Below are 20,921 nucleotides of genomic sequence, written 5' to 3'. Positions count from 1 at the left end.
ATCAGAGGCGGAAAGTTTCCCCGAGGTACACGCGACGCACGTCCGGATTTGCCAGCAGCGTGTCCGGTGCCCCCTGCGCCAGTACGCTGCCTTCGTTGAGGATATACGCCCGGTCGCAGATTCCCAAGGTCTCGCGCACGTTGTGGTCGGTAATCAGCACGCCGATGCCGCGATTCTTGAGGTGCTTCACGATCCGCTGGATCTCGCCGACCGAGATGGGGTCGACGCCGGCGAAAGGTTCGTCCAGCAGCATCAGTCTGGGTTTGGCGGCCAGGGCGCGGGCGATCTCGCAGCGCCGGCGTTCGCCGCCGGAGAGGCTGGCGCCCAGTTGGTCGGCCACATGGCTGATCTGCAGTTCGTCCAGCAGCGAGGCCAGTTCCTTGTCCACGCCGGCCGAATCCAGGTCTTCGCGCAGCTCCAGCACCAGGCGGATGTTGTCCGACACGGTGAGCTTGCGGAATACCGAGGGTTCCTGCGGCAGATAACCCACGCCCAGTTTGGCGCGCTTGTACATGGGTTCGGCGGTGATATCGCGGCCGTCCAGTTCGATCTTGCCGGCGTCGGCGGCCACCAGGCCGACGATCATGTAGAAACAGGTCGTCTTGCCGGCCCCGTTGGGGCCCAGCAGGCCGACCACTTCGCCCGCGTCCAGGGTCAGGCCGAAATCGGCCACGACCTCGCGCTGTTTGTAGTGCTTGCGCAGGCCCTGGGCGGAAAGCATTACTTGGTGTCCTCGGGTTTTTTCGCGGCGCCGGCCGATTTCGGCTGGATCACGGTCTTCACGCGCGTGCCGTCCCCGCCGCTCTGCATGTTGCCGGTCTTGGTGTTGTAGACCATGCGCTGGCCGCTATTCGAACCGCGCGGGGACTTCACCGTGTAGTTCCCGATCAGGGTGATGGTTTCGGTGGACAAGTCGTACTCGATACGATTGGCCGTGGCGTCCATCCACGTGCCGTCGTCCTGTTGCTGCCTCAGCTTCACCGGGCTACCGGTAAAAACCGCCTTGGACGGGTCACCGTCGCGCTGGGTGAGTTCCGCGCGCTGGGCGGCTATGTCCAATGTCCCCTGCTTGAGCGTTACGTTGCCGGTCCAGACGTTGGTGCTGTTGCCATCCATTACGCCTTCCTGGTTATTGGAATCCAGGTAGATGGGCTGGTTGCGATCGGACGACTTCGCCCACGCCAGCGCCGGTATCGACAGGGCGATCATGGCAATGAGACTAGCGCGCAGACTTGGGTTCATATCGGGTCTTGACCTGGGACTTGAAGGTGTATTGCTTGGTTTTGGTGTTGGTTTCAAAACCTACACCGCTGAGTATAGAACCCGGACGGGTGATGGTGACCGCATCGTCGGTGGAAGCGAGGTTTTTGCGGGGGAATACGTTCAGTCGCTGGGTATCGAAGGTCGTGGGTATGGCGCTTTCCTTCGGGCTGGTTCCCTTCACGTCGCCCGATAACCGCATTTCGTCGCCCTTGGCGCTGATCCAGGCCGTTTTTGAACGCATTTCCCAGTGATGTCCTTCGCTGTCGGGAAGCAGGAACAGTGGCGTGGCGATAGTGAAAGTCTGGTCCCTGGGATTGCGCTGCATTTCCGGCGCACGCAGGGTGATCGATTCCTTGCCCTGATCGTCCAGGCCGATCACCTCGAAATCCCGCATGAGGTAGTCCGGGCGTTCGGAAGAGGGGGCATCGGGCTCGGCGACATCGCGCTGCTTCCACGCCGACCAGCCGCTAAGTATGGCGGCCGCCAGCAACACCAGGCCCAGCACCATGCGCCAGTTCATCGCGTCCACTCCGCCAGCAGCGCTTCGGTGCGGCCTTGCGCGTCCAGCAGCAGATCGCACAGCTCGCGTGCGGCGCCCTGGCCGCCGTGCGCGGCAGTGACCCAGTGCACGCGTTCGGCGATCCAGCGATGCGCGTTGCCGGGCGCCACGGCCAATCCTGCGGCGCACAGCGGCGCCAGATCGGGAAGGTCGTCGCCCATGAAAGCCACTTCGTCCAGGCCGATCCCGTGGCGCTCGCACAACGCCCGCACCTGGCCCAGTTTGTCCTTGGCCCCGGTGAACACCTCGACGCCGAGTTCGGCGGCGCGCCTCTCGGCGGCCTTGCTGTTGCGTGCGGTGATCAAGGCCACCGCAATGCCCGCTTTCTTCAGCAGCACCAGCCCTTGCCCGTCGAGGATGTGGAACGCCTTCGACTCGCCGCCTTGATCATCGTAGTAAAGACGCCCATCGGTCAGGGTGCCATCCACGTCGAAGCAGGCCAGCTTGATTCTGGCGGCGCGGGCAAGCAGTTCGGCGTTGATGTCGGTGAGAGGAGAGGCGGTCATGGGAATGGGGAATGGAAGATAGGGAATGGGAAGTTCGGAAGCCGAGCGGGAAAGGTTTCTTCGCTGCTGCGATTCCCCATTCCCTATTCTCCATTCCCGGCCTTTAGACCACGCGGGCGCGCAACAGGTCGTGAATATTGAGCGCGCCCACGGCGCGCCCGGCTTCGTCCACCACGATCAGGCCGCTGATCTTGTGGGTTTCCATCAGGCGCGCCGCTTCCACCGCAAGTTGGTCGGCGGCGATGGTCTTGGGGTCGCGCGTCATCACCTCGGCGATCATCGCAGTGCGCACGTCGAGCGTCGCATCGTCCAGCGTGCGGCGCAGATCGCCGTCGGTGAACAATCCGACCAGCTTGCCCGAGTCGTCGACCACGGCGGTCATGCCCAGGCGTTTGCGGCTCATTTCCATCAGCGCTTCGCTGAGGGTGGCGCCCAGGCCTACGCGCGGCACATCGTCGCCGGCATGCATCACGTCGGTGATGTGCAGCAGCAGGCGGCGGCCCAGGCTGCCGGCCGGATGCGAGCGGGCGAAGTCGTCGGCAGTGAACCCGCGCGCTTCCAGCAGCGCCACGGCCAGCGCGTCGCCCATGGCCAGGGTGGCGGTGGTGCTGGAAGTGGGCGCCAGATCCAGCGGGCAGGCTTCGGCGGGCACGCTTACATCCAGATGCACATCGGATTCGCGCGCCAGCGTCGATTGCGGCCTGCCGGTCATCGCGATGAGCGCATTGCCCTGGCGCTTGAGCACCGGCAACAGGGTCAGGACTTCGTCGGATTCGCCCGAATAGGACAGGGCCAGCACCACGTCCGCGTCGGTGATCATGCCCAGGTCGCCGTGGCCGGCTTCGCCCGGATGCACATAGAAAGCGGGAGTGCCGGTGGAGGCCAGGGTGGCGGCGATCTTGCGCGCGATATGTCCGGACTTGCCCATGCCGGTGGCGACTACGCGTCCCTTGGAAGCCAGGATCAGCTTGCAGGCCGCGGAGAACTCGCCGTCGATCCGGGTGGCCAGATGCTCCAGCGCCTGGGCTTCGATCTCGACCACGCGGCGACCGCTGGCGGCCAGGCTGGCGTCGGTCGGTTGGGCGGTCTGGGGAAGCAACTCGGGCATGCGGGCGCCGGGCGGAGGTTAGAATGACCGTTCATTTTATAAGGAAAGGCACGTTGGACGCCGAAACCATCCGTAAACTGATAGAAACCGGCCTGCCGGGGGCTGAAGTACAGGTGCAGGGCGATGACGGCGTGCATTTCGAGGCCAGCGTGGTCTCCGAGGCGTTCCGCGGCAAGCTGCCGCTGGCCCGCCACCGCCTGGTCTACGCCACCTTGGGCGAGCTGATGGGCGGTGCGATCCATGCCCTGGCCCTGAAGACCGTGACGCCCGAAGAAGCCGGCCAATCCCGCTGACACTGCTCCGGAAGAGCTGCGCTCTTCCCCCGCTTCCAACAGTCCCCATTCCAACAGTCCCCATTCCAGAGCCAACACGACCCATGCAGAAAATCGTAGTGACCGGCGGCAACCCGCTCAACGGTGAAGTCACCATCTCCGGCGCCAAGAACGCGGTGCTGCCCATCCTGTGCGCCACCTTGCTGGCCGATGCGCCGGTGGAAATCACCAACGTGCCGCATCTGCACGATGTGGTGACCACGGTGAAGCTGCTTGGCGAGCTGGGCGCCGGCATCAGCATCGACGAGGGCACACTGTCCAAGGGCAGCGCGATCACGGTGGATCCGCGCAGCGTCAACCAGCACGTGGCGCCCTACGAACTGGTCAAGACCATGCGCGCTTCGATCCTGGTGCTGGGGCCGTTGCTGGCCAAGTACGGCGCGGCGGAAGTCTCGCTGCCGGGCGGTTGCGCCATCGGTTCGCGCCCCGTCGACCAGCACATCAAGGGCCTGCAAGCGCTGGGTGCGGAGATTACGGTCGAGAACGGCTTCATCAAGGCCAGCGCCAAACGCCTTAAGGGCGCGCGTTACGTATTCGACATGGTAAGCGTCACCGGCACCGAGAACGTGCTGATGGCCGCCGCGCTCGCCGACGGCACCACCGTGCTGGAGAACGCGGCCATGGAACCGGAAGTCACCGACCTGGCCGACTGCCTGATCGCACTGGGCGCGGATATCGAAGGCGCGGGCACTTCGCGGATTGTCGTGCGTGGCGTGGAGCGTCTTTCCGGCGGCCGCCATGCGGTACTGCCGGACCGCATCGAAACCGGCACCTTCCTGGTGGCCGCGGCGATGACCGGCGGCAGGATCGTCGCCCGCCGCGCGCGCGGCGACACACTGGACGCGGTGCTGGACAAGCTGACCGAAGCCGGCGCTTCCATCGAAACCACCGCAGACACCATCACCCTGGACATGCACGGCAAGCGCCCGCGCGCGGTCAGCCTGACCACCGCGCCGTACCCGGCGTTCCCCACCGACATGCAGGCGCAATTCATGGCCATGAACTGCATCGCCGAAGGCGTGGGCGTGATCAACGAGACCATCTTCGAAAACCGTTTCATGCACGTCAACGAACTGCTGCGCCTGGGTGCGGATATCCGCGTCGAAGGGCATACGGCGATCATCCGCGGCGCCGAAAAGCTGAGCGGGGCGCCGGTGATGGCTACCGACCTGCGTGCTTCGGCTTCGTTGATCCTGGCCGGCCTGGTGGCGGAAGGGGATACCATCATCGACCGTATCTACCACCTCGATCGCGGCTACGAAAACATCGAGGAAAAGCTCAGCGCGCTGGGCGCCAAGATCCGCCGGATCTCTTGAGCATGATGACCCTGAGCAGGCCGATATGAACGCAAAACTCTCCAAACCGCGCAGCCGTTTCTCGACCCGCCGCAAGGCCTTGCTGGGCTTGGTGGTGATCGCCCTGGGCGTGGTCGGCTGGCTGCAGTACGTCGGCGCCGCGGGCATCAGCGGCATACCCACCAAGGACATGGACTGGAATGCCGATGGCGAGGTTACCCAGACGGAAATCATGCAGGCGTTCTATGCGGTCGGCGTAACCAAGACCAGCGAAGGGCAGCGCGAATGCAGCGAGTACTACTGGCGTCAAGACAAGCGCGGCATCCGCGTCGATTGCCGCACCACCATGGCGGCGGAGCCGGAGAAGAAATAAAGAAGCCCGGCGATGCCGGGCTTTTTTCTGCAGAGCGGTAGGGCGGGTACTGCCCGCCAGCCCTAGTACGGGGCTGGCTCTACAAGATTGCCTGGGCCATTACCCGTTACTGCCAGGCCTTGAGCTGCAGGTCGATGGAGTCCTGTCCGTCTTCGCGTTGCAGGATGCGCGCGGGCACCGGCATGTTGGGCACTACCCAGACGATGGTCTGCTTGTTGCCCGCGGTGCGCACGACCTTGGTGGCGTCGCGCGATTGTCCGCCGATGGTGATCTTTTCCTTGCCGGCCACCTGGTAGCTCATGGTCTTGGCGTTGCCGTTCTCGACCATGCGGTAGCTCAGCGGCTTGCCGGCGGCGACGTCGCGCACCAGGGCCAGATTGACCAGCAGCGCGTCCATGTCGCCGGGCTTCAGGGCGACCGGTCCGGCGCGTTCCGGTTTGACGTCGCCGGTCCACGTCGCCTGGCTCTTGCTCCAGTCGAAGTTCGCATTGACCGCTTTCTTCTTCACCAGCACCCGCGACAGGTCGGCGCTGGAGAGCGGACGCAGCCAGCCTTTCTGTTCGTCGAATACCGTCTTCTGGCTCAAGTCCACCAACTGGTTTTTGATGGTGAGGCTGTACTGCCAGCGGTTGCCGCCCTGCGAGGTGATCGACATCTGTCCGTCGCCCTGCATGCCCATCGCGCTGGCCTGGTATTGGGCCGAGAACGCTTCGACGGCAGCGGCCGGCAGACTCGCCGCTGCCAGCAGACCGGCGGCGATTACGGCAGTGGCAGCGACAGTGATCCTGATTTTCATGGCTTATTGCACTCCTTGGTATTCGACCAGGCGCAGGTCGATGGTGTCCTGTCCGTTCTCGCGGCGCAGGATCCGGACCGGGGTAGGGACGCCATTGGCGACCCAGAAGATGGTTTCGTCGTTGCCGCCATTGGTGCGGGCCACGCGCATGGCGTCGTAGCTCAGATCGTCCACGGCGACGATCTCGGTCTGTTCGGCGACAGCATACTGGTAGTCGCGGACGCGTCCGTCGTCGACCACGCGATAGTTGAGCGCCTTGCCGGGCTGCGCGTCGCGGATCACCGCAAGGTTCATCAGCAGCGAGCTCATGTCGCCGTCGTGCAGCGGCACCGGCGCGGCACGGGACTTCTTGACGTCGCCCTGCCAGCGCGCGCTCAACGCGTTCCAGTCGTAGGTGCCGGAAATCTTCTTGCCGGTGAACAGGGCATGTTTGACCGTAGCCTGGCTGAGCGGGCGGTAGGTATCGCCTACCGTGTCGAACAGGGTGCTTTGTTCGATGTTCAAGCCCACCAGGTGCGCAAAACCGCGGGTGCCGCGAATGCCCAGGTCCACGCGCCAACGGTTGCCGTCGTTCTGCACCACCTGCATCTTGGCGCTGCCGGCGAGCTTGCCTCCGTTATAGGCCTGGTAAGTGGCTACGAAAGGTTCGAGCGCGAACGCCGGCAAGCTGGCCAGGGCCAGCGCACCGGTCAGGAATGCGCGGGAGAACATTCCGCGTGAGAGCAGGGAGGTCATGGGGAGGGTGCGGCGTCCGGAGGCGTCAGATTACCGGCAGAATCTAGACGCAGGGGTCTAAATATGGGCTGACCATCGCAGAACGCCATGCCGTCGCGTTCAGCGAGCCTGCCGTCGGTGGCCAGCCGCAGGACCGCCGCCAGCAGCGCATGTTCCTGCGGAAGCAGCCGCTGGGCCAGGGTTTGCGCCGTATCCCCGGGCAGTATGGGAATACCAGCCTGGGCGATCACGCTGCCGGCATCCAGTTCAGGTATGACGAAGTGCACGCTGCCGCCATGGCGGTCGTCGCCGGCCTCCAGCGCGCGCGCGTGGGTATGCAGGCCACGGTATTTCGGCAGCAGGGAAGGGTGGATGTTGAGCAGACGCCCGCGGAAGCGCGCGATGAAATCGTCGCCCAGGATGCGCATGTAACCTGCGCACACCACCCAGTCGGGCCGGCAAGCGGCGACCGCTTCGCCCATTGCCCGGTCGAAAGCAGCGCGATCGGGAAACGAACGCGCATCGGCTGCCCAGCGCAGGGCTGCCGGAACGCGCTCCAACGCCGGCGCCTGTGGTTTGTCGGAGAACACGCCGACGATTTCCGCATTCAATCGCCCGGCCGCGATCGCCTCCAGCAGCGCCTGCAGATTGCTGCCGCGGCCGGAGACCAGAACGGCGATGCGCCCGCTCATGGCGTTGCGGCTTGCGCGGTTTGAATCGCGGGCGCATTGCTGCGCGGCCATGCGCTGAATGCGCCCAGCGTCGCCAGCAACATATCGGCATGCGCATCCCACATATCGCCCTGCTGGCCGTTGTACGACTCCGCGGCCTCGGGCGAGAGCGTCAGGGCGATGGCCCATTCCAGCCATTCGTACAGCAGGCTGCTGCACATGATCGCCATGACCGCGAGCACGAACGCCTGCCGCGCGGCGAGCGGCCAGCGCTGGCGCAGGTAGTGCACGACTGCGGGAGCGAAGCAGACGCCGTAGAGAAGATGGATCAGCCGATCCATGTTGTTGCGCTTCCAGCCGAATGCGTTTTGCGGCGACCATCCGGTCAGCGTCTGTATCCACTGGTCGTACGGCACGTTGGAGTACAGCCAGCGCGCGGCGACGCTGTGCACGCAGATGAAGGCGCAGATCAACACGAATTGCCAGGTGAGCAGGGGCCAGCGGCGGTCGTGCCGCCAAAGCCAGACCAATCCGACCACAGTGAGGCTGCTGTGCAAGGCCTGTTCCATGGGCCACAGCGGCGCGATCCAGCTCGCAGCGAATACGGCAAGCGTCAGCGCCAACGCGACTTTCTTTCCGGCCAGCATGGAAGGCCTCAGCCGATCTTCAAGCGTTCGTCGCCGTTGGCTTTCACCACTTCGCCGATCCGCCAGTGGGCCAGGCCCAGGCGTTGGATATCACCCTCCAGCGAGGCGGCTTGATCCTGCGCGACGATCAGCACGAAACCGATGCCGCAGTTGAAGGTGCGCCACATCTCGACATCGGCCACCGCGCCTTCGCGCTGCAGCCAGTCGAACACCGGCGGCAACGGCCACGCGCTGGGGTCGATCTCCAGGCCCAGCGCCTTGGGCACCACGCGAATGATTTTTTCCACCAGCGCGCCGCCGGTGACGTGGGCCATGGCGTGGATGTCGTGCCTGGCCAGCAGTTCCAACACCGGCTTCACATAAATGCGCGTGGGTTCCATCAGGGCGTCGGCCAACTTCACGCCGCCGATGTCTAGATCCAGCCCCCCGTTGTCGGAAGTGGCGCCGGTGCGCGCCAGGATCCTGCGGATCAGCGAATAGCCGTTGGAATGCGGGCCGCTGGAGGCGATACCGACCAGCACATCGCCTTCGCGCACGCGGCTGCCGTCGATCAGTCTGGCTTTTTCCACCGCGCCGACGGTGAAGCCGGCCAGGTCGTATTCGCCGGGCGGGTACATGTCGGGCATTTCCGCCGTTTCGCCGCCGATCAGGGCGCAACCGGCGATTTCGCAGCCCTTGGCGATGCCGCCCACCACGTCGACCGTGGTCGCCACGTCCAGCTTGCCGGTGGCGAAATAATCAAGAAAGAACAGCGGTTCTGCGCCTTGCACCAGCACGTCGTTGACGCACATGGCGACCAGGTCGATACCGATGGTGTCGTGGCGGTTCAACTGCTTGGCCAGGATCAGCTTGGTGCCCACGCCGTCGGTGCCGGAGACCAGCACCGGTTCCTTGTATTTGCCGGACAGGTCGAACAGACCGCCGAAACCGCCGATTCCGCCGCCCAGGACCTCCGGGCGCAGGGTGCGCCGGATGGCCGGCTTGATGCGTTCTACGACTTCATTGCCCGCATCGATATCGACCCCGGCATCGCGGTAAGTCATCGGGGTGGGGGTGGGCGGGACGGATTGAGTCACGTAAGAGCCACTGGCGAGGGCGGAAGAGCCGTTGATTTTAAGGGAATACGCAGGCCAATCGTCCGTCCTGAACGACCCAGATTGGCGCCCGGGGCGCATTCGGGCAACAATTCACCCTGTTCGCCAGGCAATCGCTGGCTACAAGGATGCTTTCTAGATGCGCCGGATTTCTGGATTTGCGTGGGTCGCGGTTCTTTCCTTGCTACTGGCCTCCACGGCCTGGGCGCAGAGCGGGCTGCGTACCGAAGGCGACCGCGCGGGCGCGCAGGGCGTGTACGACGCCGAGGTGCCCGTCAACGGCCAGGGAGAAGCCGAGCGCAACAGCGCTTTCGCCCGCGCGTTGAGCGTGGTGCTGGGCAAGCTCAGCGGCGATCGCAGCGCGGCCGGCCGCCCCGGCGTGGGCGCGGAGCTGCGCAATGCCAAGAACTACGTCGCCAGTTACGACTATCGCCAGGACCAGGGCACTTCGCCCACCGGCGCCCCCACTTTCCGCAGCACGCTGGTGGTGCGTTTCACACCTGCAGAAGTCGATTCGCTGATGGGCGCATTGGGTCTGCCGGTCTGGCCGCAGCCGCGGCCCAAGCCGGTGGTCTGGCTGGCCATCGACGATGGCAGCGGTCCGCGGCTGGTGGGCCTGTCGCAGACCAATGCGGCCCGGCCTTTGTTGAATCGCGCGGTCGAACGCGGCTACAAGCTCGGCCTGCCTGCCGGCAATGCCGCCGAACAGGCTCTGGTCGGCGCCATCTGGCGCCAGGACAGCGCTGCCGTGGCGCGTGCTTCGGCCAAATACAGTCCACCGATGCAACTGCTGGGCAAGCTTTACCGCGCCAAGGCCGGCGGCTGGGTGGCCGACTGGGTATTCGTGGACAACGGCAAGATCTTGTCGAAATGGACCAGCAAGAACGCCGATGCGCGCGCGGCCATGGCCGCAGGCGCGGACGGCGCGGCCGAAGCGTTGATGAAGCGCTACGGCAAGCGCGGCAGCGCGGGCGCGGCCGGCACCTATCGGGTGATCTTCACCGGCATCGATAGCGCCGACGACTACCTGCGCCTGTCGGCCGCACTGCAGGGCATCAGCGTGGTACGCAAGATCACTCCGGTGCGCGCCAGCGGCAGCACGCTGGAAGCCGATCTGGAGTTGCTGTCGGGGTTGTCGGGCTTCAAACGCATGCTGGGCGACGGTCCGTTGGAAGGCGGCGAAGGCGATCCTCCTGTCTACCACTTGAGGTGACCCCGGCATGACCGAAACTCCCGAATTCGAGATCGCGCGCTTCCTGCGTCGCCTGCAATGGGCGGCACTGGGCGTTGGTGCCTGCTGGCTGCTGTGGCTGCTGGCGCCCATCCTGACGCCGTTCGCGGTGGCCGCTTTGCTGGGCTGGCTGGGCGATCCGCTGGTGGACCGCCTGGAACTGGCCGGCCGCTCGCGCAATACCGCGGTGATCCTGGTGTTCACGGTGATGGCGCTGCTATTGGCGCTGGTGCTGATCATCCTGGTGCCGTTGATCGAAAGCCAGATCTCCACCCTGATCGAATCGCTGCCGCGTTACCGGCTGTGGTTCACCGGGGTGGCCATTCCCTGGATCGAAGGGCGTTTCGGCGTTCAGATCGCCACGTGGCTGGACCTGGATCACCTGATCGAACTGGTGCGCAGCAACTGGGAACGCGCCGGCGGCATGGCCGCCACGGTGCTGGGCTACGTCTCGCGCTCGGGCTTCGCGCTGATCGGCTGGATGGCCAACCTAGTGCTGATCCCGGTCATCACTTTCTTCTTCCTGCGCGATTGGGACCTGATCGTGGGCCGGGTGGCCTCGATGGTGCCGCGCGATCACATCGAAACCGTGACCCGGCTGGCGCGCGAATCCAGCGATGTGCTGGGCGGCTTCCTGCGCGGTCAGTTCCTGGTGATGATCATCCTGGGAATCATGTACGGCATCGGTCTGTGGGCGGTGGGTCTGGACCTGGGCATCCTGATCGGCATCATCGCCGGCCTGCTGACCTTCGTGCCTTATCTGGGGCCGACCAGCGGCGTGGTGCTCGGCGTGCTGGCCGCGCTGATGCAGTACGGGGACTGGAAACATATCGCCGGCGTGCTGGCGGTATTCGGCGTGGGCCAACTGATCGAAAGCTACTGGCTGACCCCCAAGCTGGTGGGCGACCGCATCGGCCTGCATCCGGTTGCGGTCGTGTTCGCGGTGCTGGCGGGCGGACAGCTGTTCGGGTTCCTCGGCATGCTGCTGGCGTTGCCGATGGCCGCGGTAGTCAATGTGCTGCTCCGCTACGCGCATGAGCGCTACACGCAGAGCACTCTCTATGCCGGCGGACATCCCACGATCATTCTGGACACCTATGTGGACAAGGATGTTGTGGGTAAGGACCTTGCGGACAAGGACATTATGGACAAGGGCAGTATCGCCGAAGCCCCGACCAAGGTCGCCGACGAGAAGTGAGCGTCCCGCAACTGCCGCTGGCGTTGCGCTATCCGCCCGACCAGCGCCTCGAAAATTTCATCGCCGCGCCGCAGGGCGCGATCGCGCAGCTGCGCGATCTTGCGCAAGCGCAGGGCGCGGACTGGCTATATCTGGCGGGCGCCAGCGGCACCGGCAAGACCCATCTGGCGCTGGCGCTGTGCGCAGCCGCCCAGCAGGCCGGTCGCCGTTCGGCCTATCTGCCGCTGATGGCGGCGAGCGGACGGCTGCGCGATGCGCTGGACGCGCTGGAAGGCAACGACGTGGTCGCACTGGATGGGCTGGAGGCCATCGCGGGCCATCGCGACGACGAGATAGCGCTGTTCGACTTCCATAACCGCGCGCGCAGCGTCGGATTGAATCTGCTTTATGCGGCGCGGGAAGTGCCCGATGCGCTGGATCTGGTCCTGCCCGACCTGCGTTCGCGGCTGTCCCAGAACGCACGCATCCTGCTGCATCCGCTCGACGACGCGTCCCGGGCCGAGGTATTGCGCGACCGCGCCCAGCGGCGCGGTCTGGTTCTGGAGGAAACGGCCATCGACTGGATGCTTTCCCGCACCGATCGCAACCTGGTCAGCCTGGTCGCTTTGCTGGACCGTCTGGATCGGGAATCGCTGGCCGCGCAACGAAGAATCACGGTGCCTTTCCTGCGCCAGGTAATGGACGCGCAAACTTAAGGCCTTGCTCAGGGGCACGCTTGCGGGACTTTCTCCCAGACCACCGGTTCCCAATAAGCGTTGTCGCGGATGCTTTGCGTATCCAGCTTGTCCTTCAGCAAGCGCGCACCGATGCGGTAGCCGATGCCGGGTTCCACGTCGATCACCAGCGGTTTATAGGCGCGCGCCAGCGCGAACTTCTTCATCTTGGCGATCTGCTGGAGTTGCGCCGAGCTTAGGCGTGCGGGGTCGATGAACTCGCGCACCACCAGAACATGCTTGCCTGTGTCGACCCGATGGCGGTTGGTGGGTTGCAGCGGTGTGCTGCGTCCGTCGATTTGGGTGATCTCGGCCTCGAATACGCCCTTGCTACGGGGAACGACGCCTGCCAGTGTGCTGACATAGCCGCAGGCTTGCGCGCCTTTCCGCGGCGCAGGATCGACGGCATCCGCGCGGCCAGAGAACGCTAGCGTTTTGCCGTTGCGCACGGCTTCCACCCGTAGCGCGCCGTCACCTTCTTGCAATGCGTTTTCGAGCGTGGACGAAGGTCTCGGCGTGTTGTCCAGGCGGCGTCCGTTGATCGCGCGCAATTGGTCCCCTGCCTGCAAACCCAGCCGGTCGGCCGCTCCGCCGGGAGTGATCGCAAGAATGCTCACGCCGTTGGCGCTGGCCCGCCGCACATCGACTACTGCGCCCAGCTCATAACGCACTTGAGCAGGGGCAATGCCGGCCTGCAACGCGCCGGCGGCAACCGATTCAACGGTTTGCCTGGCGCTGGCATGAGCTGCGAACAGCCATGCGCCGAGAAGCGTGCCGGCAAGGAGGGTGCGGAATGGCATGGTTATCGATCCTGAATCAGATTCGGCTGCGCCGGATAGCAGAGTTGCCGGACGGGATGCCGGTAAGCAGCGCATCCCGCGCCACCCACATTGGAGCGATCTCGGCATCGCTGGCGCCGCGGTCGTAGGCAGCCTGCAGCGCATGGTCGAGCGCGCGCAATTCCGCCTGTACATCGTGTTCTCCGCGCATGGGCGGGTGTGCGGCGATTTGTTCGCCTGGCGCTCTGTCGGCGCCGGCGAACATAGGCAACAGCAACGGGGCCGCCATCACTGCCGCCAGCGCCAGCGTGGCGATTCCGGCGCCAAGCTTGCGGCGCTGGAGTTTCTGCCTGCGTTTGGCGTCCACACGCCGCCATAGGGCGTCGGGCAGCGGAATTTCGGGAAGAGCGTGCAGTTGTTCGCGCACTTGAGTAGGTTCAATCATCGCCAACTCCTGTTTCCAAATCGTCGCGCAGTTTTGCCAATGCGCGCGAGACAATCGATTTCGACCAGCTTTGGCTGCGGCCAAAACGCTTCCCCAGTTCCGGGTGGGACCAGCCTTCCATTTCATGCAGCCAAACTACGGTACGCGCCAGTGGCGGCAGGCGTTGCAACATGCCCATGATTTCCATGTTCTCGGTAGGGTCGGCGCTGTCGTCGGGCCAGGCGTCGTGATCGGCCTCGGCCACCAAGCGTTGCTCGCGGCGCAATCTGTCGATAGCGGCGTTGGCCGCCACTCTTTTCAACCAGGGACGCAGCGGAGCGTCGTCGCGCAATCCCGAAAGGAAACCCAGCATTTTCAGGAAAGTGTCCTGGGTGATGTCCTCGGCCGCCGCGGCATTGCCGGTCAGGCGATAGGCCAATGCGTGAATGGCCTTCGCATGGTTCCGGTAGAGCTGCGCGAACGCTTCGTGGTCGCCCCAGCGCGCCTTGCGTACCAGCGCGGCTTCTTCAGGGTTGGCTTCTGGGGCGGAATGCATTGCACGAGGATACGGTCGGGAAGCGGTTTGCGTCGCAGACCGGATCGATAGGGGGCGATCAATCGGTCCGGGCCAGTTCCCGCTCCAGTTCGGCGAGCCGCTGCGGCGTGCCCACGTCGGTCCAGCGACCGGGGTGGTATTGGCCGCTGATCGTGCCGGACGGCATATGCGCGCGCAGCACCGGCGCCAGCCGGAAGCGCGGTGGTTCTTCATGCGCGCCGACGTCGGTGACGATATCGCGCCAACCCTGCAAGAGTTGCGGCCGATAGATGCCAAGCCCTGCATAGGTGAGCAGATGCGGGCCATCGGCGCGGACATGGCCGTTCTGGTCGAGGGCGAAGTCGCCATGGGTGGCTTGTACAGGGCGGTCCACCATTACCAGGTGCGCCAGTCCTTCCGGTTCGCGCGGCAGCTGCGCGAAGTCGCAGTCGGTCCAGATATCGCCGTTGACCAGCAGGAACGGCGCATCGCCAAGAAGGGGCAAGGCATGGAACAGACCGCCTCCGGTTTCCAGCGGCGTTTGGCCTTCGTAGGAGTAGGCGATACGCAAACCCCAGCGTTCGCCGTCGCCCAGCGTTTGCGGAAACTGCTCCGCCAGCCAGCTGGTATTGATCACCACTTCGCGCACGCCGATCGCAGCCAGTTTTTCCAGATGCCAGACGATCAACGGCTTGCCGCCTGCCTGCAGCAACGGCTTGGGCGTGCGGTCGGTCAACGGGCGCATGCGTTCGCCCAGGCCCGCTGCGAAGATCAAGGCTTTCATGCGGTGGCCTTCGAGCGCAGGGCCGGTTTGATTTTTGTTTCCAGCAGATCCGCGAGCGGCTGCAGTTCCCTATACCGCGGCAGCACTTCCTCCAGATAGACGATGAACCGCGGCACGTCCGGCAGGTATTTCGCCTTGCCGTCGCGATAGTGCAGGCGCGCGAAGATGCCCAGTATCTTGAGATGCCGCTGCACTCCCAGCCAGTCGGCATCGCGCTGGAATTGCGCCAGCGGCGGCACCGGCAATCCTATCGCCTGCGCGCGCCGGTGGTATTGCGCCAACCAGCCGTCCACGCGCGTCAACGGCCAGCTGAGGAAAGCGTCCTTGAACAGACTGATCGGGTCGTAGGCGACAGGGCCGCGCACGCAGTCCTGGAAATCCAGCACCGCAAGCGCCGGCTTGGTAGGCATCAGATTGCGCGGCATGAAGTCGCGGTGCGTCAACACCTGCGCTTGAGCCAGCGCATTGTCCATCAGCCGGCGCTGGACCAGCTGCAGTTTTTCCGCGTCCTCGCAATCCAGGGCCAGGCCCAGGTGACGACTCAAAAACCATTCCTCGAACAGCCCCGCGTCCCGTTGCAACAACGCCTCGCCGAATTCGCCCATTCCCGCAGGCGGAGCAATCGATTGCAGCTGCAGCAGCTGGCTGATCGCGGCCTCGAAATAATCTTCCGCATTGGTTGGGTCCAATACCTGGGCCAGCGTAGGTCCGCCCAGGTCTTCCAGCAACAGGAAACCGGCGTGCTCGTCGCGCGCCAATACCTGCGGCACCCGCACGCCGCCGTTCTCCAGAAGATCGTGCATGCGCAGCCACGGCCGCACATCCTCCAACCCGGGTGGGGAATCCATCACGATGCGGCACGGGCCCGCACCCGTGCTGCGCCAATAACTTCGATATCCCGCGTCTATCGAGGCGCGTTGCAATTCCGCTCCTGTATCGCCAAGCGCCCGTCGTGCCCAATCCAGGCGTGCCGATTCGCGCTCATCGTCATGTCGGAAGTCGAACGTCATTCGATTTTTCCAAGTCAAAAGGCTGTTAAGGTCCACAGGGTAAACTGCGTCGCACGTGACTAGCGAGAAAAATGCATGACTCTTCTGCAGCCGGTTTTGTTGTCTGGCGGTTCAGGCACGCGCCTATGGCCATTATCGCGCGAGGCTTACCCGAAACAGTTTTTGCCGCTGGTCGGCGACGACACCATGGTGCAAGCCACCTGGCGCCGGGTGGCGCCCTTGGCCAGTGCCGTCCCGATAGTAGTGGCGAATGAGGAGCACCGGTTCCTGGTGGCCGAACAATTGCGCCAGATTGGTGCGCCCGTACCGGCCATCATTCTTGAACCGGTGGGCCGCAACACTGCGCCGGCGATTGCGGCCGCTGCCTTGCAGGCGCTGGCCGGAGGCCAGGACCCATTGCTGCTGGTGCTGCCGTCCGATCACGTGGTGCGCGATCCGGATGCGTTCCGCAATGCGGTAGCGCAAGTCGCCGCAGTCGCCGAGGCAGGCGCGCTGGTGACCTTCGGCATCCTGCCGGACGCGCCGGAGACCGGTTTCGGCTACATCCAGTCCGAGCAGGGAACCGGCCCGCAGAAAGTGCTGCGCTTCGTGGAGAAGCCGGACCAGGCCACGGCGCAGTCGTACCTGGATGCGGGCAACTACTACTGGAACAGCGGCATGTTCCTGTTTCGCGCCAGCCGTTATCTGGAGGAGCTGCGCAAGTACCGGCCGGACATCGTGGAGGCGGTCACCCTTGCGTTCGACTCCGCCCAGCGCGACGGCGATTTCATCCGTCTGGACAAAGAAGCCTTCGCCGCCAGCCCGGCCGATTCCATCGACTACGCGGTGATGGAGAAGACCGCCGATGCCATGGTGCTGCCGGTGGATATCGGCTGGAACGACGTCGGCAGCTGGTCGGCCCTGTGGGACGTGGCCGAGCACGACGCCGACGGGAATTCCCACCATGGCGATGTGATCGCGGTGGATACCCGCAACAGTTATGCCTATGCGCAACGCCTGGTAGCGCTGGTGGGCGTGGACGATATCGTGGTGGTGGAAACCGACGATGCGGTGCTGGTGGCGCACAAGGACAAGGTGCAGGAAGTGAAACAAGTGGTCGCCCGGCTGAAAGAGGAACAGCGCAGCCAGGCGGTGCTTCATCGCGAAGTGCACCGTCCCTGGGGCAGCTACGATTCGGTGGACATGGGTACGCGCCATCAGGTCAAGCGGATCAAGGTCAAACCGGGCGCGCAGCTGTCGTTGCAGTCGCACAAGCACCGCGCCGAGCATTGGATCATCGTCAAGGGCATCGCAAGGGTGACCCGCGATAACGATGTGTTCGAACTTTTCGAAAACCAATCCACATACATTCCGATCGGCGCGAAGCATCGCCTGGAGAATCCGGGCACCGAATGGCTGGAGCTGGTAGAGGTGCAGTCCGGCGCCTACCTGGGCGAAGACGACATCGTCCGCTACTCCGATATCTACGGTCGCAGCAACTGATAGACCAGAATTAAAAAGCCGCCAAAACAGAACGCCCGCTTGCGCGGGCGTTCTGTTTTTTTTGCGAACGGGCAACGGTCAGCGCGGAGGCAGGCCACCGCGCTTCTTGCCGCGGAACAGGCCGACGACAAGCAGGATCACGATGGCGCCGATCAGCGCGCCGATGAATCCTGCCGCCTGTCCGGGCGCATACCAGCCCATCTGTTGGCCGATGAAGCTGGAGAGCACCGCGCCGGCGATGCCCAGCAGGATGGTCAGGATGATGCCCATGCCGTCGTTGCCGGGCTTGAGGAAACGCGCGAGCAGACCGACGATCAAGCCGATGAAGATGATGTAGAGCCAGCTACCGCTACCGAGCAGACCTTCCATTACGCACTCCCCTTTGGGTTAGGTGTGGCGGAGATTAGCAGCCCGCCACACCGCTGTCAGATTCAGCAGCAGCCGTGCTCGCCATGCTGGTCGCCGCCGGCCACCGCGGCCACGCCGGCGGTTTCGCCGCGCACGCTGGCGCCGTGATGGTCGGCGATGACCCTGGCCACGCAGGCGGTGACCCGCTTGCCCATGGGGATGTGCAGGAACTCATTGGGGCCGTGCGCATTGGAGTGCGGTCCCAGCACGCCGGTGATCATGAACTGGGCGCCGGGGAATTTTTCGCCCAGCATGCCCATGAACGGAATGGTGCCGCCTTCGCCCATGTACATCGCGGGCTTGCCGAACGCGGCCAGCGAGGCGGCATCGATGGCGTTGGACAGCCACGGCGAAAGCGCCGGCGCGTTCCAGCCGCTGGATGCTTTTTCGAGCGCCAGTTCGACTTGAGCGCCATACGGCGGATCGCGCAGCAGCAGTTCCTTCAGGATCTCGCCGCCGCGCTTGCCTTCCAATGTCGGCGGCAGGCGCAGCGACAGCTTGACCGCAGTCTGCGGGCGCAGCACATTGCCGGCAGAATCAAGCGGCGGCAAACCGTCGGCGCCGGTGATCGACAGGGCGGGGCGCCAGGTGCGGTTGAGCACCAGTTCGGTCAGGTCTTCGGACATCGGCCGCATGCCAGGCAGGAACGGGAATTTGTTGTAGACCTCCTCGCCCAGCACGCCGGCGACCTTGGCGGCCTGCTCACGGCGCTCCTGCGGAATGTCCACGAACAGGCCTTCGGGCTTTATCTTCCCGGTGGCTTCGTCCTCAAGGCGCGAAATCAATTCGCGCAGGATGCGGAAGCTGGACGGCACGATGCCCGAGGCATCGCCGGAATGCACGCCCTCGGACAGCACCTTGACCGAGAAATTGCCGCCGGCCATGCCACGCAGCGAAGTGGTGCACCACAGCTGGTCGTAGTTGCCGCAGCCCGAATCCAGGCACACCACCAGGGAAGGCTTGCCGATGCGTTCGGCCAGGTGGTCCACGTAGGCAGGCAGGTCGTAGCTGCCGGATTCCTCGCATGCCTCGATCAGGATCACGCAGCGCGCATGGGGCACGCCTTGTTCCTGCAGCGCCTGGATCGCGGCCAGCGACCCGAAGATCGCATAACCGTCGTCGGCGCCGCCGCGGCCGAACAGCTTGTCGTCCTTGAGCACCGGAATCCACGGCCCGAGCCCGCTGTCCCAGCCGGTCATCTCGGGCTGTTTGTCCAGATGTCCATACAGAAGCACGGTATCGGCGCCGGTTTCGGGGCCGCTAGCTGGGATCTCGATGAAAATCAGCGGGGTACGGCCTTCCAGCCGCACCACTTCCAGGATCATGCCGGGGATAGGCTGTTTGCGCGCCCAGGCCTCCATCAGCTTGACCGCATCGTCCATGTAGCCGTGGGCTACCCAGTCCTTGTCGAACATCGGCGACTTGTTGGGGATGCGGATGTATTCGACCAGCTGCGGAACGATTTCGTCGTCCCACAACCCGGAAACGAAACGGTCGATCTTAGCGGTATCCATGGAGTCTCCAGAGCCTTTGTAAGGGCGCCGATTCTACGCCCGTGCGTGTGGACGGCCGTTGAAGCGGAGCCAGGGGCAGAGCCAGGGGTAAGAATTTTCCTACGCCACGACAGGGCTTCCACCGGCATCGCCGGCAGCAGTAAGGCGATATTTTGGCCATGCGGTGGAGCGGAGACTGTTCACACCGGCGGACGGACAGGAATCCGGCCCCGGCGGAACCTAACCCAACGCCACAAGGAGAGTCGCCATGAAGTCGTTCGCCATCATTCTCAAATCCCTCGCCCTGTCGCTGCTGCTGGCCACCACCGCCTATGCCGCCGCCGACAAGGTCAATATCAACACCGCTGACGCGGCCGCCATCGACGCGGTGCTGCTCAATGTCGGTCCTGCCAAGGCACAGGCCATCGTCGATTACCGCAAGGCCAACGGTGCGTTCAAAAGCCTTGAAGAGTTGGCCATGGTCAAAGGCATCGGCCTGAAAACGGTGGAAAAGAACCGCGACCGCATCGAGTTGGGCCGCACGCCGCCGGCGCAGGGCAAGCCCGCCGCAGCCACGGCCGCCAAGGCCAAGCCGGTCGCGCGCCGCTGATCGAACATCCCCACGTCCGGGCCTGTGCAGGAAGCATTGCAGGGACGAAGGGGGCAGGAAGCCAGGGGGACTCGGCAAGGACGCCTACAGGGATGTACCTATAAGCAGACAACCGGCTTGGTTGTCCGCAAAGGAATGGGGCAGGAAGCCGCAGGTATCGGCAGGAAGCCTACAGGGAAGTCACCATCGCCCGGCCGCACACAGGATGTGCAGCCGGGCGATGTCTTTTGGGCCGGTTTAGACTTGTCCCGGACAGGAACGGGAAAGCACACGCATGTCGCACCAGTCGCGGGTCATCGCAGCCAACGAGTACCGGCGCGAAAGATGGAAGAACGGCACCGGCTGGACGCGCGAAATTATCCGTATGCCGGAAACAGGGGAGTGGGACTGGCGCCTTTCTATTGCGGAAATCGAACAGGACGGACCGTTTTCGGTATTTCCCGGCATCGACCGCGAGCTCGTACTGATACGCGGCAATGGCCTGCGTCTGCGTTTCTCGGATGGAGAAGTGCACGAGCTGGCGCCGCCGCATGCCCGGCTCCGTTTTGCGGGCGAGCGCGAAGTGCGTAGCGAACTGCTGGACGGTCCTACCCACGATTTCAATCTGATGTGGCGGCGCGAGGCCGTGGTCGCAGAGTTGCTGCATCGCCCGTTGGTGGGGCCGATGTTGTTCTTCACCGAGCCGGGAGTGACCTGGGCGATCCATCTGCTGGCGGGGCAGGCGCAATTCGACCAGGCCTCGGAACTGCCGCCCTTGTGGGCAGGAGATACCGCGTTGCTGGCGGATGGAGAGGGACGCGGGCGCTATGCGCTTGAAGGCGGCGGGGAGTTATTAGCAATCAAGCTCAGGCTTTTGTAGGAGCGGGCCATGCGCGCGAGCTCTTGCTTCTCCTCTC

The 20,921-nt window shown here is 64.5% G+C and carries 26 protein-coding genes; 9 read left to right on the top strand and 17 right to left on the bottom strand.

All coding sequences use genetic code 11. The features are described 5' to 3' along the window. Window position 1 precedes the first annotated feature (1 nt). The 5 genes from lptB to BLR66_RS07125 form a co-directional block, all read right to left on the bottom strand. The gene (gene lptB / locus BLR66_RS07145; RefSeq protein WP_093282191.1) at window positions 2–721 is read right to left on the bottom strand and encodes an LPS export ABC transporter ATP-binding protein; all 720 of its coding nucleotides are present in this window, start codon (window positions 719–721) and stop codon (window positions 2–4) included. Then, window positions 721–1,209, bottom strand: a complete 489-nt coding sequence (gene lptA, locus BLR66_RS07140; RefSeq protein ID WP_255402328.1) for a lipopolysaccharide transport periplasmic protein LptA — start codon at window positions 1,207–1,209, stop codon at window positions 721–723. The genes lptB and lptA overlap by 1 nt, the downstream gene beginning before the upstream one ends. A 10-nt stretch (window positions 1,210–1,219) precedes the next feature. Then, window positions 1,220–1,783, bottom strand: coding sequence for an LPS export ABC transporter periplasmic protein LptC (lptC, locus tag BLR66_RS07135; RefSeq protein ID WP_093282185.1), 564 nt, complete (start codon window positions 1,781–1,783; stop codon window positions 1,220–1,222). Continuing rightward, window positions 1,780–2,328 (bottom strand): KdsC family phosphatase, encoded by a 549-nt coding sequence (locus BLR66_RS07130; RefSeq protein WP_093282181.1) that lies wholly within the window; start codon window positions 2,326–2,328, stop codon window positions 1,780–1,782. Before BLR66_RS07130 ends, lptC begins: the two co-directional genes overlap by 4 nt. Before the next feature lie 103 nt (window positions 2,329–2,431). Beyond that, window positions 2,432–3,436 carry a KpsF/GutQ family sugar-phosphate isomerase gene (locus BLR66_RS07125; protein ID WP_093282176.1) on the bottom strand — a complete coding sequence of 335 codons (1,005 nt, stop codon included), beginning with the start codon at window positions 3,434–3,436 and terminating at the stop codon, window positions 2,432–2,434. A 53-nt stretch (window positions 3,437–3,489) separates the two neighbouring features. On the opposite strand from BLR66_RS07125, the gene BLR66_RS07120 reads away from it, so the two are divergent. The 3 genes from BLR66_RS07120 (at window position 3,490) to BLR66_RS07110 (ending at window position 5,436) form a co-directional block, all read left to right on the top strand. Continuing rightward, window positions 3,490–3,729: a BolA family protein gene (locus BLR66_RS07120; RefSeq protein WP_093282171.1), complete on the top strand. Its 240-nt coding sequence runs from the start codon at window positions 3,490–3,492 to the stop codon at window positions 3,727–3,729. Window positions 3,730–3,812: 83 nt separating this feature from the next. Further along, window positions 3,813–5,084, top strand: a complete 1,272-nt coding sequence (gene murA, locus BLR66_RS07115; RefSeq protein WP_093282166.1) for a UDP-N-acetylglucosamine 1-carboxyvinyltransferase — start codon at window positions 3,813–3,815, stop codon at window positions 5,082–5,084. A gap of 25 nt (window positions 5,085–5,109) precedes the next feature. Continuing rightward, window positions 5,110–5,436: a hypothetical protein gene (locus BLR66_RS07110; protein ID WP_093282162.1), complete on the top strand. Its 327-nt coding sequence runs from the start codon at window positions 5,110–5,112 to the stop codon at window positions 5,434–5,436. Window positions 5,437–5,542: 106 nt separating this feature from the next. Here BLR66_RS07110 and BLR66_RS07105 read toward each other — a convergent pair whose 3' ends face one another. The 5 genes from BLR66_RS07105 to purM are packed head-to-tail and all read right to left on the bottom strand — an operon-like array spanning window position 5,543 to window position 9,307. Then, on the bottom strand, window positions 5,543–6,232 hold the full coding sequence (locus BLR66_RS07105; RefSeq protein WP_093282157.1) for a DUF3108 domain-containing protein: 690 nt from the start codon (window positions 6,230–6,232) through the stop codon (window positions 5,543–5,545). 3 nt (window positions 6,233–6,235) lie between these two features. After that, window positions 6,236–6,943 carry a DUF3108 domain-containing protein gene (locus BLR66_RS07100; RefSeq protein ID WP_255402386.1) on the bottom strand — a complete coding sequence of 236 codons (708 nt, stop codon included), beginning with the start codon at window positions 6,941–6,943 and terminating at the stop codon, window positions 6,236–6,238. A 20-nt stretch (window positions 6,944–6,963) separates the two neighbouring features. Then, window positions 6,964–7,638, bottom strand: coding sequence for a phosphoribosylglycinamide formyltransferase (purN, locus tag BLR66_RS07095; RefSeq protein WP_093282148.1), 675 nt, complete (start codon window positions 7,636–7,638; stop codon window positions 6,964–6,966). Further along, entirely contained in the window at window positions 7,635–8,264 is a 630-nt protein-coding gene (locus tag BLR66_RS07090; protein WP_093282145.1) for a DUF2238 domain-containing protein, read from the bottom strand. The genes purN and BLR66_RS07090 overlap by 4 nt, the downstream gene beginning before the upstream one ends. A gap of 8 nt (window positions 8,265–8,272) precedes the next feature. Next, window positions 8,273–9,307 carry a phosphoribosylformylglycinamidine cyclo-ligase gene (gene purM / locus BLR66_RS07085; RefSeq protein ID WP_093282140.1) on the bottom strand — a complete coding sequence of 345 codons (1,035 nt, stop codon included), beginning with the start codon at window positions 9,305–9,307 and terminating at the stop codon, window positions 8,273–8,275. A gap of 190 nt (window positions 9,308–9,497) precedes the next feature. Here purM and BLR66_RS07080 point away from each other — a divergent pair, with 190 nt between their 5' ends. The 3 genes from BLR66_RS07080 to hda are packed head-to-tail and all read left to right on the top strand — an operon-like array spanning window position 9,498 to window position 12,482. Beyond that, window positions 9,498–10,571: a DUF2066 domain-containing protein gene (locus tag BLR66_RS07080; protein WP_093282137.1), complete on the top strand. Its 1,074-nt coding sequence runs from the start codon at window positions 9,498–9,500 to the stop codon at window positions 10,569–10,571. 7 nt (window positions 10,572–10,578) lie between these two features. Beyond that, window positions 10,579–11,787, top strand: coding sequence for an AI-2E family transporter (locus tag BLR66_RS07075; RefSeq protein WP_093282133.1), 1,209 nt, complete (start codon window positions 10,579–10,581; stop codon window positions 11,785–11,787). Next, a complete protein-coding gene (gene hda / locus BLR66_RS07070; protein ID WP_093282129.1) occupies window positions 11,784–12,482 on the top strand; it encodes a DnaA regulatory inactivator Hda in 699 nt (232 codons plus the stop codon). The genes BLR66_RS07075 and hda overlap by 4 nt, the downstream gene beginning before the upstream one ends. A gap of 8 nt (window positions 12,483–12,490) precedes the next feature. Here hda and BLR66_RS07065 read toward each other — a convergent pair whose 3' ends face one another. Genes BLR66_RS07065 through BLR66_RS07045 form a run of 5 tightly spaced genes read right to left on the bottom strand, consistent with a single transcriptional unit; the run spans window position 12,491 to window position 16,032 of the window. Beyond that, on the bottom strand, window positions 12,491–13,300 hold the full coding sequence (locus BLR66_RS07065) for a PDZ domain-containing protein (protein WP_093282125.1): 810 nt from the start codon (window positions 13,298–13,300) through the stop codon (window positions 12,491–12,493). A gap of 16 nt (window positions 13,301–13,316) precedes the next feature. Next, on the bottom strand, window positions 13,317–13,724 hold the full coding sequence (locus BLR66_RS19175) for a hypothetical protein (protein WP_176943785.1): 408 nt from the start codon (window positions 13,722–13,724) through the stop codon (window positions 13,317–13,319). Continuing rightward, window positions 13,717–14,259 (bottom strand): RNA polymerase sigma factor, encoded by a 543-nt coding sequence (locus BLR66_RS07055; RefSeq protein WP_093282117.1) that lies wholly within the window; start codon window positions 14,257–14,259, stop codon window positions 13,717–13,719. Before BLR66_RS07055 ends, BLR66_RS19175 begins: the two co-directional genes overlap by 8 nt. A 58-nt stretch (window positions 14,260–14,317) precedes the next feature. Next, entirely contained in the window at window positions 14,318–15,022 is a 705-nt protein-coding gene (murU, locus tag BLR66_RS07050) for an N-acetylmuramate alpha-1-phosphate uridylyltransferase MurU (RefSeq protein ID WP_093282112.1), read from the bottom strand. Beyond that, window positions 15,019–16,032, bottom strand: coding sequence for an aminoglycoside phosphotransferase family protein (locus tag BLR66_RS07045; RefSeq protein ID WP_093282109.1), 1,014 nt, complete (start codon window positions 16,030–16,032; stop codon window positions 15,019–15,021). The genes murU and BLR66_RS07045 overlap by 4 nt, the downstream gene beginning before the upstream one ends. Before the next feature lie 75 nt (window positions 16,033–16,107). Between BLR66_RS07045 and BLR66_RS07040 the strand changes: the two genes are divergently transcribed. Then, entirely contained in the window at window positions 16,108–17,514 is a 1,407-nt protein-coding gene (locus BLR66_RS07040; RefSeq protein ID WP_093282105.1) for a mannose-1-phosphate guanylyltransferase/mannose-6-phosphate isomerase, read from the top strand. A 78-nt stretch (window positions 17,515–17,592) separates the two neighbouring features. Here the strand turns inward: BLR66_RS07040 and BLR66_RS07035 are convergent, their stop codons facing one another. Together BLR66_RS07035 and BLR66_RS07030 are read right to left on the bottom strand one after the other, a co-directional pair. After that, window positions 17,593–17,883, bottom strand: coding sequence for a GlsB/YeaQ/YmgE family stress response membrane protein (locus BLR66_RS07035; RefSeq protein WP_093282101.1), 291 nt, complete (start codon window positions 17,881–17,883; stop codon window positions 17,593–17,595). 62 nt (window positions 17,884–17,945) lie between these two features. After that, a complete protein-coding gene (locus BLR66_RS07030; protein ID WP_093282097.1) occupies window positions 17,946–19,436 on the bottom strand; it encodes a M20 family metallopeptidase in 1,491 nt (496 codons plus the stop codon). Between the two features lie 247 nt (window positions 19,437–19,683). Between BLR66_RS07030 and BLR66_RS07025 the strand changes: the two genes are divergently transcribed. Both BLR66_RS07025 and BLR66_RS07020 read left to right on the top strand, forming a co-directional pair. Further along, window positions 19,684–20,025: a ComEA family DNA-binding protein gene (locus BLR66_RS07025; RefSeq protein WP_093282094.1), complete on the top strand. Its 342-nt coding sequence runs from the start codon at window positions 19,684–19,686 to the stop codon at window positions 20,023–20,025. A gap of 274 nt (window positions 20,026–20,299) precedes the next feature. Then, a complete protein-coding gene (locus BLR66_RS07020; protein WP_093282089.1) occupies window positions 20,300–20,884 on the top strand; it encodes a HutD/Ves family protein in 585 nt (194 codons plus the stop codon). The last annotated feature ends 37 nt before the right edge of the window (window positions 20,885–20,921 follow it).

This window comes from Pseudoxanthomonas sp. CF125 (assembly GCF_900104085.1).
GTDB lineage: Bacteria > Pseudomonadota > Gammaproteobacteria > Xanthomonadales > Xanthomonadaceae > Pseudoxanthomonas_A.
This window is presented reverse-complemented; position numbering and strand designations above follow the sequence as displayed.

Bases quoted from the DNA above. Each gene is read 5' to 3' on its own strand.
- lptB (WP_093282191.1), bottom strand. From the start codon at position 721: ATGCTTTCCGCCCAGGGCCTGCGCAAGCACTACAAACAGCGCGAGGTC.
- lptA (WP_255402328.1), bottom strand. From the start codon at position 1,209: ATGATCGCCCTGTCGATACCGGCGCTGGCGTGGGCGAAGTCGTCCGAT.
- lptC (WP_093282185.1), bottom strand. From the start codon at position 1,783: ATGAACTGGCGCATGGTGCTGGGCCTGGTGTTGCTGGCGGCCGCCATA.
- BLR66_RS07130 (WP_093282181.1), bottom strand. From the start codon at position 2,328: ATGACCGCCTCTCCTCTCACCGACATCAACGCCGAACTGCTTGCCCGC.
- BLR66_RS07125 (WP_093282176.1), bottom strand. From the start codon at position 3,436: ATGCCCGAGTTGCTTCCCCAGACCGCCCAACCGACCGACGCCAGCCTG.
- murA (WP_093282166.1), top strand. From the start codon at position 3,813: ATGCAGAAAATCGTAGTGACCGGCGGCAACCCGCTCAACGGTGAAGTC.
- BLR66_RS07110 (WP_093282162.1), top strand. From the start codon at position 5,110: ATGAACGCAAAACTCTCCAAACCGCGCAGCCGTTTCTCGACCCGCCGC.
- BLR66_RS07105 (WP_093282157.1), bottom strand. From the start codon at position 6,232: ATGAAAATCAGGATCACTGTCGCTGCCACTGCCGTAATCGCCGCCGGT.
- BLR66_RS07100 (WP_255402386.1), bottom strand. From the start codon at position 6,943: ATGTTCTCCCGCGCATTCCTGACCGGTGCGCTGGCCCTGGCCAGCTTG.
- purN (WP_093282148.1), bottom strand. From the start codon at position 7,638: ATGAGCGGGCGCATCGCCGTTCTGGTCTCCGGCCGCGGCAGCAATCTG.
- BLR66_RS07090 (WP_093282145.1), bottom strand. From the start codon at position 8,264: ATGCTGGCCGGAAAGAAAGTCGCGTTGGCGCTGACGCTTGCCGTATTC.
- purM (WP_093282140.1), bottom strand. From the start codon at position 9,307: ATGACTTACCGCGATGCCGGGGTCGATATCGATGCGGGCAATGAAGTC.
- BLR66_RS07080 (WP_093282137.1), top strand. From the start codon at position 9,498: ATGCGCCGGATTTCTGGATTTGCGTGGGTCGCGGTTCTTTCCTTGCTA.
- BLR66_RS07075 (WP_093282133.1), top strand. From the start codon at position 10,579: ATGACCGAAACTCCCGAATTCGAGATCGCGCGCTTCCTGCGTCGCCTG.
- BLR66_RS07065 (WP_093282125.1), bottom strand. From the start codon at position 13,300: ATGCCATTCCGCACCCTCCTTGCCGGCACGCTTCTCGGCGCATGGCTG.
- BLR66_RS19175 (WP_176943785.1), bottom strand. From the start codon at position 13,724: ATGATTGAACCTACTCAAGTGCGCGAACAACTGCACGCTCTTCCCGAA.
- BLR66_RS07055 (WP_093282117.1), bottom strand. From the start codon at position 14,259: ATGCATTCCGCCCCAGAAGCCAACCCTGAAGAAGCCGCGCTGGTACGC.
- murU (WP_093282112.1), bottom strand. From the start codon at position 15,022: ATGAAAGCCTTGATCTTCGCAGCGGGCCTGGGCGAACGCATGCGCCCG.
- BLR66_RS07045 (WP_093282109.1), bottom strand. From the start codon at position 16,032: ATGACGTTCGACTTCCGACATGACGATGAGCGCGAATCGGCACGCCTG.
- BLR66_RS07040 (WP_093282105.1), top strand. From the start codon at position 16,108: ATGACTCTTCTGCAGCCGGTTTTGTTGTCTGGCGGTTCAGGCACGCGC.
- BLR66_RS07035 (WP_093282101.1), bottom strand. From the start codon at position 17,883: ATGGAAGGTCTGCTCGGTAGCGGTAGCTGGCTCTACATCATCTTCATC.
- BLR66_RS07030 (WP_093282097.1), bottom strand. From the start codon at position 19,436: ATGGATACCGCTAAGATCGACCGTTTCGTTTCCGGGTTGTGGGACGAC.
- BLR66_RS07025 (WP_093282094.1), top strand. From the start codon at position 19,684: ATGAAGTCGTTCGCCATCATTCTCAAATCCCTCGCCCTGTCGCTGCTG.
- BLR66_RS07020 (WP_093282089.1), top strand. From the start codon at position 20,300: ATGTCGCACCAGTCGCGGGTCATCGCAGCCAACGAGTACCGGCGCGAA.